This is a genomic window from Geobacillus proteiniphilus, assembly GCF_001908025.1.
GTDB classification, from domain to species: Bacteria; Bacillota; Bacilli; order Bacillales; family Anoxybacillaceae; genus Geobacillus; species Geobacillus proteiniphilus.
Genome location: NZ_MQMG01000002.1, coordinates 1 through 13,996, shown reverse-complemented (window position 1 = coordinate 13,996; position 13,996 = coordinate 1). Strand labels below are relative to the sequence as shown.

Genomic DNA, 13,996 nt, shown 5'->3' with positions numbered 1-13,996 from the left:
TGATAGGTTTAAAAACGAGCGGCGCCGTCCACAATGAAAGGTGAAAGGACGGTGCCGATGATGACCATCAAAGGAAATGCCATTGCTATATGTTTATATATCATTCTATTAACGACAGGCGTACTCGTCGAGCTGTACGGCCACAAGACGGACGCCGGGGCGAACGCGGCGGTCGCCATCCCTGATGAGGCAATCCGCCTGCGCATTTTAGCCAACAGCGACGCCGATGAAGACCAACAATTGAAGCGAAAAGTGCGTGATGCGGTCAATGCGCAAATCAACGGCTGGGTGGCCGAACTCACTTCGTTTGAGGAAGCAAAGCGCGTCATTCGCTCCCACCTGCCGGACATCGAGCAGACGGTCGCCCGCGTGTTGCGCGATGAACAAAGCGATCAAACGTACAAAGTGGAGTTTGGCCCGGTTCATTTTCCGACGAAAGTGTACGGCAACTACGTATATCCGGCTGGCATCTATGATGCCGTGCTGATCACGCTTGGGGAAGGAAAAGGAGCAAACTGGTGGTGTGTTCTGTTCCCGCCGCTTTGTTTTCTCGATTTTTCCAACAGCGATGCGGTGATGATGGCGGCGAACCGATCGCCTGCAGGAACGAATGAACCGGTGTCGGCTGAGAGCGTCCGGTCAATGGAAGCCGGGTCGAAGCAAAACAGCGAGTCGGCCGAAGCGGAAGCTGAGGCGATGCGAAGCGGCGAGCGGGTCGCCGAACCGGATGAATCGAAAGAGGAGAGGACCGCAATGGTGGAAACCGAAGATCGCGCCGCTTCTTCCGCCCATGCGGATGGCGAGAAGGACAAAGGGCACACTGATGATCAAGAATCGTCCTTCGCCGTCATGGTCGAGCCGGAACAGCCGGTGGAAGTAAAATTTTTCTTCAAAGAGTGGCTCAGCCATCTCATTCCATAAGCATCTATCCACAAAGTTATCCACAAAAATAACAAGTTTATTCACAATTTGTGTATAACTGTGGAAAGGCGTCGGGCGGCGGATCTGACGCTTGTAAAAAAAGCCGCCATTTTCAAGGCGAATCACGGCAATAGAGAAGGTGAAACGATTGAAAACGCGTGTTTGGGTTGTGGATAATATTGTTGATAAACGGCAAGTTTATCCACAAATACGAGAGGCGGTTGAATGGCTACGGGCCGGGGAAGTCATCGCATTCCCGACAGAAACGGTGTACGGGTTGGGGGCCGATGCGGCCAATACGGCGGCGGTGGAAAAAATTTTCGCCGCCAAAGGGCGGCCGAGCGACAATCCGCTCATCGTGCACGTCGCTCATATCGCGCAAGCGGAGGCGGTGGCTGCTTCGATCCCGACGGTGGCGAAAACATTGATGGAGCGGTTTTGGCCGGGGCCGCTCACGTTAGTATTGCCAAAACGGGCCGGAGCGGTGTCTGAACGGGTGACGGCCGGGCTGCCGACGGTGGCGGTGCGCATGCCGGATCACCCGCTGGCGCTGGCGTTGATCGAGGCGAGCGGCTTGGCGTTGGCCGCCCCGAGCGCGAACCGGTCAGGAAGGCCGAGTCCGACGACGGCGGCGCACGTGCTCGCCGATTTAGACGGGCGGATCGCCGGGGTGATCGACGGCGGGCCGACCGGCGTGGGCGTCGAATCGACGGTGCTCGATTGCAGTGGGGACGTGCCGACGATTTTGCGCCCGGGAGGGGTGACGAAAGAGGCGCTTATTGAGGCGATCGGCCGCGTTGAAGAGGCCGCTGCTGTGGACGACGAGGCGGCGCCGAAAGCGCCGGGGATGAAATATACGCATTATGCGCCGAAAGCGCCGCTTTGGATCGTCGCCGGCCCGCCCGCGTTTTTGCAGCGGCTTGTCGATGAAAGCCGGGCGGAAGGGAAAACGGTCGGCGTGTTGACGACCGAGGAAAATCGGGATCAGTATGCGGCCGATGTCGTGCTGCCGTGCGGAATGCGCCAGGCGCTTGAGACGGTCGCGAGCCGGCTGTACGACACGCTGCGCCGATTTGATGAAACGAACGTCGATCTCATTTACAGCGAGGCGTTTCCGGAAGAAGGAATCGGCGCCGCGATCATGAACCGGCTCCGCAAAGCAGCCGGCGGACGCGTCATCAGCGAACAGCGGAAATGAAAGGGCGGCCGCCTGCCTTGGGGGATGCCGTTTCCAAACGCCAAACCGGTCTGTTGCGAACCGGTTTTTTCTTTTCCGTCCGCCCGTCAATCAGGCGGCGCCCATTGGCTGCCCGCCTGCTTCTAAACCGCCCTGGACGTGCATATGTTAGCAATAAGGCCGGTCCGGGAGGGAAGAAACATGGGCGCATTCATCGGCGAAATCATCGCGCTGTCAATGATGGCGCTGGCGCTGGGCATGGACGCGTTTTCAGTCGCTTTAGGAATGGGGCTGTTGCGCCTCCGGCTGCGGCAAATGTTTTATATCGGGTTGACGATCGGCTTGTTTCATATTCTCATGCCGCTTGCTGGCATGGCGGTCGGCCGCCTGCTGTCGCGCGAGTTCGGAAGCGTCGCGACATACGCGGGCGGGGCGCTGCTGTTATGGCTTGGCGTGCAAATGATCATCGCCTCGTTCCGGAGGGACGACGGCTCGCCGCTGTTTCCGCGCGGGGTGGGGTTGCTTTTTTTTGCGTTCAGCGTCAGCCTAGACAGCTTTTCCGTCGGGCTGAGCCTTGGCATTTTCGGAGCGCGGACGATGGTGACGATTTTGCTGTTTGGTCTGTTCAGCATGGTGCTGACATGGGTTGGGCTTTTTGTCGGCCGCCATTTTCAGCAATGGCTCGGTTCTTACAGCGAAGCGCTCGGCGGCAGCATTTTGCTGGCGTTCGGGCTCAAGCTGCTTTTTCTATAAACGGCGGCAGGCGGTTTTCCTTCAGTGGAAAAAAGCGGACTGCCTGCTTTTTTTGCTCTTTTCCCTATGGTATATTGATGGTAAGTCATTGATGTGAAGAGGTGGTTGTATGCCATACCGCATTTTGTTCGTCTGCACGGGCAATACGTGCCGGAGCCCGATGGCCGCTGCATTGTTGGAGAATAAGCAGCTGCCAGGCGTCGAGGTGAAATCGGCCGGCGTGTTTGCGGCGGAAGGAAGCGAGGCGTCGGTCCATGCCAAGACGGTGTTGAAGGAAAAAGGAATCGAAGCGGCCCATCGCTCCTCGCAGCTGAAAAAAGAGCATATCGACTGGGCGACGCACGTGCTGGCGATGACATCCGGCCATAAAGAAATGATCGTCGAGCGCTTCCCAGAGGCGAAGGACAAAACGTTTACGTTGAAGCAGTTCGTCTCGGGAACAGACGGCGACATCGCCGACCCGTTCGGCGGACCGGTTGAAGCGTACCGGGCGGCGCGCGATGAGCTGGAGAGGCTCATTGACCGCCTGGCGGAAAAGTTGCAAGCAGAACAATGATGTTGACAAGTGAGGGGGAACACAATGGGGGGGACAAGTCACCGGTTCGGCTTGCGCCTAAAGCTCGTCGTTTTTACGACAGCGTTGGCGCTGATCACCTATTCAACGAGCGCCTTTTTCTTGTACGTTTTGCACGATCAGTGGTTTGCATCATGGAACAAAAGCGTGTTCACGATGGTCGTGTTGCTCCTTGGCATTTTTTGGTCCGGGGTGCTTGCCTATTTTGCCGCTGGCTGGATTACAAGGCCGCTGCAGCGGCTCGAGGAAGCGGCGGCAAAGGCGACGGAAGGGCATATCGATGAGGATGTTCCGTTGCCCTCTTCCAATGACGAAATTCGCTCGTTGGCTGTCGCGTTCAACCGGATGCTCGGCCATTTGCGCGCGGTCGTCGCCAACGTGGAAGAAAATGCGGCGCGCACGAATGAAAAGACGGCGGAAATGAGGCAGGCGTCCGAAACAGCGTCAAGCCGTGCACGCGATATCGCAGCGACCATTGACGACATTTCCAAAGGGGCGGCGGCCTCGGCGGAGGCGATCCAAGAAGCGGCTGCGGCGGCCGAGGATGTGCTCGCCATCGCAGTACAAGTAAAAGAAACGGCCGAGCGTGCGGAACAGTCGGTATATGAGATGGCCAAAACGCTGAAGGCAAGCCGCGATATCACCCATTCGCTTGTCAGCGGCATCGATCAGCTGGCTGACAATCAAGAACTGTCGCGGGCGGCTGTCAAGCAGCTCGAAGAACATGCCAATCAAATCGGCAACATTACGTTGCTTGTCGCTGACATTGCTGAACAGACGAACTTACTTGCGCTCAATGCTTCCATTGAGGCAGCCCGCGCCGGCGAGCACGGCCGGGGGTTTGCCGTCGTCGCCGAGGAAGTGCGCAAGCTGGCTGATGAGAGCGCCAAGGCGGTCAAGCAAATCGCGGGACTGGTCGGCAACATTCAAAACGAAGTCGCCCGTGTGGTGGCGCAAATGGACAAGCAGGTGGCCGCCGCAAACACCGAGGCGGCGAAAGGGGAGCGCACGAATGAGGCCATCGCGGCCATGGCGGCCTCGGCCGATGAAGTGATCCGTGCCGTCCATGACATCGCTGAGTTGGCGAAGCGCCAAATGGGGCATATGGAGCGAGCCGCGGCGCAGACGCAAGAAGTGGCGGCGATCGCCGAGCAGACGTCCGCCGGTGCGCTCGAAGTCGCGGCGGCGACCGAGGAGCAGGCCGCATCGATCAGCGATGTGCATAAACTGGCTGGCGAGTTGGTTGAACAGGCCGAACAATTGCAGGCGGCTGTCGCCCAGTTCCGTGCCCGCTGATGCACGTGCGAGCACATGATTCATCGAAAGGAGGAAGGGCGATTCCTCCCTGGCTTTCGCTATCGCTTAGAAGTCGGGGGCTCCTCGCCCGAAAGTGATGAAAGTCGCCATTGCTTCTGACCATGGTGGAATTCGCATTCGTGAAGAAATTAAAGCGCTGTTGGATGAAATGGGAATCGAGTACACCGATTTTGGCTGCGACTGTGAAACATCGGTCGATTACCCGGATTACGCGTTTCCGGTCGCTGAAAAAGTGGCGCGCGGCGAATTTGACCGCGGCATTTTGATCTGTGGCACCGGCATCGGCATGACGATCGCCGCCAACAAAGTGAAAGGGGTGCGCTGCGCCCTTTGCCACGACGTCTACAGCGCCAAGCTGACGCGCATGCATAACGACAGCAACATTCTCGCGATGGGCGAGCGCGTCATCGGCCCCGGCTTGGCGCGTGAAATCGCCAAGGCATGGCTTGAGACCGAATTTGAAGGCGGGCGCCATGCGCGGCGGATCGGCAAAATCGCCGACTATGAAAACAAGCATTTGTAGGTCGAACCGAGGCCGCATCGGAGCTGATGCGGCCTGCGGGCCATGAGCGGAAGGCGCCGCGCGGCCCCATGCCGGCCGTGGGCGTCTTGCTTCATGAGGATGGCGGCAGCAAGAAGTGCAACTCAAGAAACCCTATAAAAGTTGCTCTTCGCTTTGCTCAAAAGCGATCGATTGAGGGGAAATGGTTGTTTTTCACCGCTCTTCTAGGAGGCCGGTGATTTAACGGAAAATGCAGTTCAACGGTGACGTTTCTCAAATTGAAAAAACTTGTAAATCTTGCCCTTCTCTTCACTTGAGAACTGTCGATTTAGGGGAAACGGTTGTTTTTTCACCAGCCTTCTAGGAAAACTCCATATTCGTGAGCATCGCAGGCATCTCCGGAGCCGGACTCGGTTTTGACGAACCACCGTCGAAAGTGCCAGTGTTCGTCAAGGGCGGCGTGGATAAAAACGAGCGAAGGAGGGGAGAGGACATGGACGCACGATTGACCGAATGGCGGCAGCAATGGCAAGCCATCTTGCGTGAGTTTCGCAAACAGGCGCCGCTTGGCCGTGGCGACATCGTTGTGATCGGCTGCAGCACGAGCGAGGTGCTTGGCGAGCGGATCGGCACGGCCGGATCGATGGACGTTGCCGCCATGCTGTTTGCCGAGCTTGACGCGTGGCGGCGCGAAACCGGCATTGCGCTCGCGTTTCAATGTTGCGAACATTTAAATCGGGCGCTTGTTGTCGAACGGGAAACCGCCAAAGCTCACGGGCTTGAGATTGTTTCGGTCGTTCCGGTGCCGAAAGCGGGTGGGGCGATGGCCGCCTACGCTTATCGAAAGCTCGACGACCCGGTTGTCGTCGAGGCGATTCGCGCCGATGCCGGCATTGACATCGGCCATACACTCATCGGCATGCATTTGAAGCCGGTCGCCGTTCCCGTGCGCGTTTCGATGAAGCACATTGGATCGGCGTGCGTGACGCTGGCGAAAACGCGGCCGAAGCTGATTGGCGGCGCCCGCGCGGTCTACTCTTTGGAAAATCCGAATGATTCCTGTTCTTTCTAGCGATTTCATTCATTTTTTCTTTGAATTTGCCTAGCTGAAGCTGATAAAATAAAAACGAATATTCACTGATTTCGCATAAGGGGGAGCTATTGATGAATTACTTGCCACAACAAGATCCGCAAGTGTTCGCCGCCATTGAGCAGGAGCGGAAGCGGCAACATGCGAAAATTGAACTGATCGCCTCGGAAAACTTTGTCAGCCGCGCGGTCATGGAAGCGCAAGGGTCGGTGCTGACGAACAAATATGCGGAAGGCTATCCGGGACGCCGCTACTACGGCGGTTGTGAATATGTCGACATCGTCGAAGATTTGGCGCGCGAGCGGGCGAAGCAGTTGTTTGGGGCGGAGCATGCGAACGTCCAGCCGCACTCGGGGGCGCAGGCGAACATGGCCGTTTATTTCACCGTTCTTGAGCACGGCGACACGGTGCTTGGCATGAACTTGTCGCACGGCGGCCATTTGACGCACGGCAGCCCGGTCAATTTCAGCGGCATTCAGTACAATTTTGTCGAATACGGCGTCGATCCGGAAACGCATGTCATTGACTATGACGACGTGCGCGAAAAAGCGCGCCTTCACCGGCCGAAGTTGATCGTCGCCGGCGCGAGCGCCTATCCGCGCATCATCGACTTCGCCAAGTTCCGCGAGATTGCCGATGAAGTCGGCGCCTATTTAATGGTTGACATGGCCCATATTGCCGGTCTTGTTGCGGCAGGTGTTCATCCGAATCCGGTGCCGTACGCCCATTTTGTCACGACGACGACGCACAAAACGCTGCGCGGTCCGCGCGGCGGGATGATTTTATGCCAGGAGCAGTTCGCCAAACAGATCGACAAAGCGATTTTCCCTGGCATTCAAGGCGGCCCGCTTATGCATGTCATTGCCGCCAAAGCCGTCGCGCTCGGCGAAGCGTTGCAAGACGACTTTAAAATCTACGCGAAGCGCGTCGTGGAGAATGCCCAACGGCTCGCTTCCGCCTTGCAAAACGAAGGATTCACCCTCATTTCCGGCGGCACGGACAACCATTTGCTGCTTGTCGATTTGCGCCCGCAGCAGCTGACCGGGAAAACGGCGGAGAAAGTGCTCGATGAGGTTGGGATTACGGTCAATAAAAACACGATTCCGTACGATCCGGAAAGTCCGTTTGTCACAAGCGGTATCCGCATCGGCACGGCCGCGGTCACGACGCGCGGCTTCGGATTGGAAGAGATGGACGAAATCGCCGCCATCATCGGCCTTGTGCTGAAAAACGTCGGCAGCGAACAAGCGCTTGAGGAAGCGCGCCAACGCGTCGCCGCTTTGACGGAAAAGTTCCCGCTCTATCAAGACTAAGCGCAGCCGCCGCTTCGTCCGAAACCGTACGGTGCACCGCCTCCGGACTTGGCGGTGCGCCTTTTTCCGTTCGTTCGGCAGTTGAACAGGCGCTCGTTTTCCAGTAGAATGTATAGAAGTGCAGCGCATACATACGGAAGAGGAGATGACTTATGGGAAAAGTATATGTGTTTGACCATCCGCTCATCCAGCATAAATTGACTTACATTCGCGACAAGAATACGGGCACGAAAGAATTTCGCGAGCTTGTCGACGAAGTGGCGACGTTGATGGCGTTTGAAATTACGCGCGATCTTCCGCTTGAGGAAGTCGAGATCGAAACCCCCGTCAGCAAAGCCAAAGCGAAAGTGATCGCTGGCAAAAAATTGGGCGTCATTCCGATTTTGCGCGCTGGCATCGGCATGGTCGACGGCATCCTAAAGCTCATCCCGGCGGCGAAAGTCGGCCATATCGGCTTGTACCGCGATCCGGAGACATTGAAGCCGGTCGAATATTACGTCAAGCTGCCGAGCGATGTCGAAGAACGCGACTTTATCATCGTCGACCCGATGCTCGCGACCGGCGGCTCAGCGGTGGCGGCGATCGATGCGCTGAAAAAGCGGGGGGCGAAAAGCATTAAATTTATGTGCCTGATCGCGGCGCCGGAAGGAGTCAAAGCGGTGGAGACGGCCCACCCGGATGTGGACATTTACATCGCCGCTCTTGATGAACGGCTGAACGACCACGGCTATATTGTTCCCGGCCTTGGCGACGCCGGTGACCGGCTGTTTGGCACAAAATAACGGCTGCAAGACGCCCCGCTCTGCGCGGGGCTCGCATTCCATCGAGCGGCGGAGAGGGTGCCTTGCCCATGCATCGGTTAAGCGCTTGCATCGAACCGGAGCGGCAGAAAGGTGGCGCTGGGAAACCGCTCCGTTTGCAAAGCCAAGCATACAGGATAATGAAAAGGAAAATAGGCTAAAAATAAAATATACCATTATACATCATCATTGTGAGAAAAAAATGAGAAATTGTCACAAATTATTAATATTTGCCCTATGTGAATGAGGTTTTACGTGGAAACACATTGACATTGACGGGGGCGTATTGTATTCTTTACAAGGGGTAGATTGAGAAGGTTTTCATTATAAATTTAAAGGGTGCATTGGCATGTCCCCAAAGCAGCGCCACCCGTTTCAAGCCATGGCGTTGATGTCCGCCATCGTCTCCCAACTTGTCGGTTCGATTTTGGTCGGCGTTTTCGGCGGGAGATGGATCGATGATCGATTTGGCACCGAGCCGATCTTTTTGATCGTCGGCCTCTTGCTTGGACTGGCGGCCGGCGTGTACGCCATGTTGCGCTTGATCCGCCAATATTTCTCTGAGGAGTAATGAAATGGGAAGCCTTCAAACGATGTTTTGGCGGCAAGTTAGGTACATATTGTATTTGCTCGCCATCTATACGCTCGGCTTTGGGTTTACGCCATATAAAACCGTTTTTCTCAGTCTGATTCTCGGCACATCGATCAGCCTCCTCATGGTTTGGAACTTAACCTGGAAAATCGAAAAATTCGGACAAGCAGTGGCGGCGCGCAAAAAAGTGCGTACATTGGGCACCTTGTCGCGTTTGGCGCTTGCCGCGTTGGCTGCTGTCATTGTTCTGACGTATCCGCAATATTTTCATATCGTGCCAACCGTTTTGGGATTAATGACATCCTACATTGTCATTATAATAGATTTCTTCTTTCACAAGAAAAACGACAAGCTGCAGGTATGAAAGCGAGGTGAGAGATGATGGAACATGAAGCGCCGCTTGTCGAATTTTTAGGCCTTACTTTTAATTTATCTGATATGTTGATGATTACGATCACGAGTTTGATCGTTTTCATCATTGCTGTTGCGGCTACTCGCTCGCTTCAGCTGCGCCCGACGGGAATGCAAAACTTTATTGAGTGGGTCTTTGACTTTGTCAGAGGCATCATTAACAGCACGATGGATTGGCAAACGGGCGGCCGCTTTTTGACGCTGGGCGTCACGCTCATCATGTATGTGTTTGTGGCCAATATGCTTGGACTGCCGTTTTCCGTCCATGTCAACGGTGAACTTTGGTGGAAATCGCCGACCGCGGATGCGACCGTTACGTTGACGCTGGCGGTGATGGTCGTCGCCCTCACCCACTACTATGGCGTCAAAATGAAAGGGGCGTCCGAATATTTGCGCGATTACACCCGTCCAGTCGCCTGGTTGTTCCCGCTCAAAATCATCGAAGAGTTTGCCAACACGCTGACGCTTGGTTTGCGTCTTTTCGGGAACATTTACGCCGGGGAAATTTTGCTTGGCTTGCTCGCCAGCCTTGGCACGAATTACGGTGTGCTTGGCGCTGTTGGCGCAGCCATCCCGATGATGGTGTGGCAAGCGTTCAGCATTTTTGTCGGCTCTATTCAGGCGTTCATTTTTACGATGTTAACAATGGTTTATATGGCTCATAAGGTCAGTCATGACCATTGAGCATTCCTTTTCATTAGAGCAAGACTTGAATGAAACATTACTTTAAACATTGCGAAGGAGGATCTATCGACATGAGTTTGGGTGTACTTGCAGCTGCGATTGCGGTAGGTTTGGGGGCGTTAGGCGCCGGCATCGGCAACGGGTTGATCGTCAGCCGTACCATCGAAGGGATTGCACGTCAACCGGAATTGCGTCCGGTTTTGCAAACGACGATGTTCATCGGGGTCGCGTTGGTTGAGGCGCTTCCGATCATCGGTGTCGTCTTCTCGTTCATTTACTTAGGTCGATAAGAAATAGATATGGAAAGTGATGGCGAAGTTCGTGTCAACGACCACCTTCGCCATTCCTTTATGTGCGATTTTGCGAGATCGCGTCGATGCGATAGTTGTCGAAAGGAGTGAAACGCGGTGTTGTGGAAGGCAAACGTATGGGCGCTCGGCGAAGCGGCGCATGGCATCAGCGGCGGCACGATTATTTACCAATTGCTGATGTTCATTATTTTGCTGGCCTTGCTGCGCAAATTCGCTTGGCAGCCGTTAATGAATATCATGAAACAACGTGAAGAACATATCGCGAACGAAATCGACCAGGCGGAAAAACGCCGTCAAGAAGCGGAAAAACTGCTTCAGGAGCAGCGTGAGCTGATGAAACAATCGCGCCAAGAAGCGCAAGCGCTCATTGAAAACGCGCGCAAGCTGGCTGAAGAGCAGAAAGAACAAATTGTCGCCTCGGCCCGTGCGGAAGCGGAACGGGTGAAAGAAGCGGCGAAAAAAGAAATCGAGCGTGAAAAAGAACAGGCGATGGCGGCGCTCCGCGAACAAGTGGCCTCGTTGTCTGTCTTGATTGCCTCGAAAGTGATTGAAAAAGAGCTGACCGAGCAAGATCAACGCAAGCTGATCGAAGCGTACATGAAAGACGTTCAAGAGGTAGGAGGAGCGCGATGAACCAAGAAGTGATCGCCAAACGGTATGCGTCCGCTCTGTTCCAAATCGCGCTCGAACAAGGACAGCTTGATCGAATCGAAGAAGATGTTCGCGCCGTGCGCCAGGCATTGGCGGAAAACGGCGAGTTTTTATCGCTTCTTTCGTATCCGAAACTTTCCTTGGATCAGAAAAAAGCGCTTATCCGTGAAGCGTTCGCCGGCGTGTCCACCCCGGTGCAAAACACGCTTCTCCTTCTTCTGGAGCGCCACCGCTTCGGCCTTGTGCCCGAGCTGGCGGAACAGTTTCTCACCCTCGCCAACGATGCGCGCGGCATCGCCAAGGCGGTCGCGTATTCGGCGCGGCCGTTGACGGATGAAGAGCGGCAGGCGCTTTCTGATGTATTCGCCAAAAAAGTCGGGAAACAAACGCTTCACATTGAAAACATTGTTGATCCGGAATTGATTGGCGGCGTAAAGCTGCGCATCGGCAACCGCATTTACGACGGCAGCGTCAGCGGGCAGCTTGAACGGATCCGGCGGCAGCTGATCGGCTAACATTTGAAGACAGGGGTGAAAGGCATGAGCATTCGAGCGGAAGAAATCAGCGCGCTCATTAAGCAGCAGATCGAAAACTATGAATCGCAAATCCAAGTGAGCGACGTCGGCACCGTCATTCAAGTCGGCGACGGGATCGCGCGCGCTCATGGGCTCGACAACGTCATGTCCGGCGAGCTCGTCGAGTTTGCCAACGGCGTCATGGGCATGGCATTGAACTTGGAAGAAAACAACGTCGGTATCGTTATTTTAGGGCCGTACACCGGCATTAAAGAAGGGGACGAAGTGCGCCGTACGGGCCGGATCATGGAAGTGCCGGTCGGGGAAGCGCTCATCGGCCGCGTCGTTAACCCGCTCGGTCAGCCTGTTGACGGGTTGGGGCCGGTGGAAACGACGGAAACGCGTCCGATTGAAAGCCGTGCGCCGGGCGTTATGGACCGGAGATCGGTGCATGAGCCGCTGCAAACCGGGATTAAAGCGATCGACGCGCTCGTGCCGATCGGCCGCGGCCAGCGCGAGCTCATCATCGGCGACCGGCAAACGGGGAAAACGTCCGTCGCCATTGACACGATCATCAACCAAAAAGACCAAAACATGATTTGTATTTACGTCGCCATCGGGCAAAAAGAATCGACGGTCCGCACCGTTGTCGAAACGCTCCGCAAACATGGCGCGCTCGACTATACGATCGTCGTCACCGCCTCGGCGTCGCAGCCGGCTCCGCTTTTGTTCTTGGCGCCGTATGCCGGTGTGGCGATGGGCGAGTATTTCATGTATAAAGGCCAACACGTGTTAGTGGTCTATGACGATTTATCGAAACAAGCCGCGGCATACCGTGAATTGTCGCTCTTGCTTCGCCGTCCGCCGGGCCGTGAAGCGTATCCGGGGGATATTTTCTACTTGCACTCCCGCCTGCTTGAGCGCGCAGCGAAATTGAGCGATGCCAAAGGCGGCGGTTCCTTGACCGCGCTTCCGTTCGTCGAAACGCAAGCGGGCGACATCTCCGCGTACATTCCGACGAACGTCATCTCGATTACGGACGGGCAAATTTTCTTGCAATCGGACTTGTTCTTCTCCGGCGTCCGCCCGGCGATCAACGCAGGGTTGTCCGTGTCGCGCGTCGGTGGGGCAGCGCAAATCAAAGCGATGAAAAAAGTAGCCGGGACGCTCCGCTTGGACTTGGCTGCTTACCGTGAGCTGGAAGCATTCGCCCAATTCGGTTCCGACCTCGACAAGGCGACGCAAGCGAAGCTCGCCCGCGGGGCGCGCACGGTCGAAGTGTTGAAGCAAGATTTGCATCAGCCGATTCCGGTCGAGAAACAAGTATTGATCATCTATGCGTTGACGCGCGGCTTTTTGGATGATATTCCGGTTGAAGATGTGCGCCGGTTCGAGAAAGAGTTTTATTTGTGGCTCGACCAAAACGGCCAGCACTTGCTTGAGCACATCCGCACGACGAAAGATCTTCCGAACGAAGACGATCTCAATAAAGCGATCGAAGCGTTCAAGAAAACGTTTGTCGTTTCTCAATAAGGCCGCGGCGGGGGCATATCGCCCCCTCACGCCTGTTAGATCCCGTGCAGCAAAAAGGTGGTGAAACCTTTGGCATCGTTACGCGATATTAAAACGCGCATCAACGCGACGAAGAAGACAAGCCAAATTACAAAAGCGATGGAAATGGTCTCGACGTCGAAGCTGAACCGCGCGGAGCAAAACGCGAAATCGTTCGTTCCATACATGGAAAAGATCCAAGAAGTCGTGGCTAATGTGGCGCTTGGCGCCGGCGGCGCTTCACATCCGATGCTCGTTTCGCGCCCGGTGAAAAAGACGGGATATTTGGTCATCACATCGGACCGCGGCTTGGCTGGTGCGTACAACAGCAACGTGTTGCGCTTGGTGTACCAAACGATCCAAAAACGCCATGCTTCTCCGGACGAATATGCGATCATCGTCATCGGCCGCGTCGGGTTGAGCTTTTTCCGCAAGCGGAACATGCCGGTCATTCTCGACATCACCCGCTTGCCGGACCAGCCGTCGTTTGCCGATATTAAAGAAATCGCCCGCAAAACGGTTGGGCTGTTCGCCGACGGTACGTTTGACGAGCTGTATATGTATTACAACCATTACGTGAGCGCGATCCAGCAAGAGGTGACGGAACGGAAGCTTCTGCCGCTCACTGACTTGGCGGAGAATAAGCAGCGCACGGTGTACGAATTTGAACCGTCGCAAGAGGAAATTTTGGACGTGTTATTGCCGCAGTATGCGGAAAGCCTCATTTACGGCGCATTGCTCGATGCAAAAGCAAGCGAACACGCCGCCCGCATGACGGCGATGAAGAACGCGACCGACAACGCGCACGAGCTCATTCGCACATTGACGCTTTCC

General features: G+C 55.6%; 17 protein-coding genes. All 17 read left to right on the top strand.

Annotation, left to right across the window (positions count from 1 at the left end; all coding sequences use genetic code 11):
- Positions 1-57 precede the first annotated feature (57 nt).
- On the top strand, positions 58-921 hold the full coding sequence (spoIIR, locus tag BRO54_RS01190) for a stage II sporulation protein R (protein ID WP_074042950.1): 864 nt from the start codon (positions 58-60) through the stop codon (positions 919-921).
- 148 nt (positions 922-1,069) lie between these two features.
- A complete protein-coding gene (locus BRO54_RS01185; RefSeq protein WP_074042859.1) occupies positions 1,070-2,119 on the top strand; it encodes an L-threonylcarbamoyladenylate synthase in 1,050 nt (349 codons plus the stop codon).
- Positions 2,120-2,299: 180 nt separating this feature from the next.
- Positions 2,300-2,851: a manganese efflux pump MntP gene (locus BRO54_RS01180; RefSeq protein WP_074042858.1), complete on the top strand. Its 552-nt coding sequence runs from the start codon at positions 2,300-2,302 to the stop codon at positions 2,849-2,851.
- 109 nt (positions 2,852-2,960) lie between these two features.
- Positions 2,961-3,407 (top strand): low molecular weight protein arginine phosphatase, encoded by a 447-nt coding sequence (locus BRO54_RS01175; RefSeq protein ID WP_074042857.1) that lies wholly within the window; start codon positions 2,961-2,963, stop codon positions 3,405-3,407.
- A 24-nt stretch (positions 3,408-3,431) separates the two neighbouring features.
- Positions 3,432-4,721, top strand: a complete 1,290-nt coding sequence (locus BRO54_RS01170; RefSeq protein WP_074042856.1) for a methyl-accepting chemotaxis protein — start codon at positions 3,432-3,434, stop codon at positions 4,719-4,721.
- 97 nt (positions 4,722-4,818) lie between these two features.
- Positions 4,819-5,265: a ribose 5-phosphate isomerase B gene (gene rpiB, locus BRO54_RS01165; protein WP_074042855.1), complete on the top strand. Its 447-nt coding sequence runs from the start codon at positions 4,819-4,821 to the stop codon at positions 5,263-5,265.
- A 472-nt stretch (positions 5,266-5,737) separates the two neighbouring features.
- Positions 5,738-6,316, top strand: a complete 579-nt coding sequence (locus tag BRO54_RS01160) for a TIGR01440 family protein (RefSeq protein WP_074042854.1) — start codon at positions 5,738-5,740, stop codon at positions 6,314-6,316.
- 92 nt (positions 6,317-6,408) lie between these two features.
- Entirely contained in the window at positions 6,409-7,647 is a 1,239-nt protein-coding gene (gene glyA / locus BRO54_RS01155) for a serine hydroxymethyltransferase (RefSeq protein WP_074042853.1), read from the top strand.
- 152 nt (positions 7,648-7,799) lie between these two features.
- The gene (gene upp, locus BRO54_RS01150) at positions 7,800-8,429 is read left to right on the top strand and encodes a uracil phosphoribosyltransferase (protein ID WP_033017312.1); all 630 of its coding nucleotides are present in this window, start codon (positions 7,800-7,802) and stop codon (positions 8,427-8,429) included.
- A gap of 367 nt (positions 8,430-8,796) precedes the next feature.
- The gene (locus BRO54_RS01145) at positions 8,797-9,018 is read left to right on the top strand and encodes an AtpZ/AtpI family protein (RefSeq protein ID WP_011232833.1); all 222 of its coding nucleotides are present in this window, start codon (positions 8,797-8,799) and stop codon (positions 9,016-9,018) included.
- 4 nt (positions 9,019-9,022) lie between these two features.
- A complete protein-coding gene (locus BRO54_RS01140; RefSeq protein WP_074042852.1) occupies positions 9,023-9,403 on the top strand; it encodes an ATP synthase subunit I in 381 nt (126 codons plus the stop codon).
- Between the two features lie 17 nt (positions 9,404-9,420).
- Positions 9,421-10,134, top strand: coding sequence for a F0F1 ATP synthase subunit A (gene atpB / locus BRO54_RS01135; RefSeq protein ID WP_074042851.1), 714 nt, complete (start codon positions 9,421-9,423; stop codon positions 10,132-10,134).
- Positions 10,135-10,205: 71 nt separating this feature from the next.
- Positions 10,206-10,424 (top strand): F0F1 ATP synthase subunit C, encoded by a 219-nt coding sequence (atpE, locus tag BRO54_RS01130; RefSeq protein WP_011232830.1) that lies wholly within the window; start codon positions 10,206-10,208, stop codon positions 10,422-10,424.
- A gap of 120 nt (positions 10,425-10,544) precedes the next feature.
- Positions 10,545-11,078, top strand: coding sequence for a F0F1 ATP synthase subunit B (gene atpF / locus BRO54_RS01125; protein ID WP_193408800.1), 534 nt, complete (start codon positions 10,545-10,547; stop codon positions 11,076-11,078).
- Positions 11,075-11,611 carry a F0F1 ATP synthase subunit delta gene (locus tag BRO54_RS01120; protein WP_074042849.1) on the top strand — a complete coding sequence of 179 codons (537 nt, stop codon included), beginning with the start codon at positions 11,075-11,077 and terminating at the stop codon, positions 11,609-11,611. Before atpF ends, BRO54_RS01120 begins: the two co-directional genes overlap by 4 nt.
- 24 nt (positions 11,612-11,635) lie before the next feature.
- Positions 11,636-13,144: a F0F1 ATP synthase subunit alpha gene (atpA, locus tag BRO54_RS01115; RefSeq protein ID WP_074042848.1), complete on the top strand. Its 1,509-nt coding sequence runs from the start codon at positions 11,636-11,638 to the stop codon at positions 13,142-13,144.
- A gap of 69 nt (positions 13,145-13,213) precedes the next feature.
- On the top strand, positions 13,214-13,996 hold a 783-nt coding region (atpG, locus tag BRO54_RS01110; RefSeq protein WP_074042847.1), incomplete at its 3' end, for an ATP synthase F1 subunit gamma.

What these genes read in the sequence shown, in the direction of transcription:
- spoIIR (WP_074042950.1), top strand. Translation starts at nt 58, where the DNA reads ATGATGACCATCAAAGGAAATGCCATTGCTATATGTTTATATATCATT.
- BRO54_RS01180 (WP_074042858.1), top strand. Translation starts at nt 2,300, where the DNA reads ATGGGCGCATTCATCGGCGAAATCATCGCGCTGTCAATGATGGCGCTG.
- BRO54_RS01175 (WP_074042857.1), top strand. Translation starts at nt 2,961, where the DNA reads ATGCCATACCGCATTTTGTTCGTCTGCACGGGCAATACGTGCCGGAGC.
- BRO54_RS01170 (WP_074042856.1), top strand. Translation starts at nt 3,432, where the DNA reads ATGGGGGGGACAAGTCACCGGTTCGGCTTGCGCCTAAAGCTCGTCGTT.
- rpiB (WP_074042855.1), top strand. Translation starts at nt 4,819, where the DNA reads ATGAAAGTCGCCATTGCTTCTGACCATGGTGGAATTCGCATTCGTGAA.
- BRO54_RS01160 (WP_074042854.1), top strand. Translation starts at nt 5,738, where the DNA reads ATGGACGCACGATTGACCGAATGGCGGCAGCAATGGCAAGCCATCTTG.
- glyA (WP_074042853.1), top strand. Translation starts at nt 6,409, where the DNA reads ATGAATTACTTGCCACAACAAGATCCGCAAGTGTTCGCCGCCATTGAG.
- upp (WP_033017312.1), top strand. Translation starts at nt 7,800, where the DNA reads ATGGGAAAAGTATATGTGTTTGACCATCCGCTCATCCAGCATAAATTG.
- BRO54_RS01145 (WP_011232833.1), top strand. Translation starts at nt 8,797, where the DNA reads ATGTCCCCAAAGCAGCGCCACCCGTTTCAAGCCATGGCGTTGATGTCC.
- BRO54_RS01140 (WP_074042852.1), top strand. Translation starts at nt 9,023, where the DNA reads ATGGGAAGCCTTCAAACGATGTTTTGGCGGCAAGTTAGGTACATATTG.
- atpB (WP_074042851.1), top strand. Translation starts at nt 9,421, where the DNA reads ATGGAACATGAAGCGCCGCTTGTCGAATTTTTAGGCCTTACTTTTAAT.
- atpE (WP_011232830.1), top strand. Translation starts at nt 10,206, where the DNA reads ATGAGTTTGGGTGTACTTGCAGCTGCGATTGCGGTAGGTTTGGGGGCG.
- BRO54_RS01120 (WP_074042849.1), top strand. Translation starts at nt 11,075, where the DNA reads ATGAACCAAGAAGTGATCGCCAAACGGTATGCGTCCGCTCTGTTCCAA.
- atpA (WP_074042848.1), top strand. Translation starts at nt 11,636, where the DNA reads ATGAGCATTCGAGCGGAAGAAATCAGCGCGCTCATTAAGCAGCAGATC.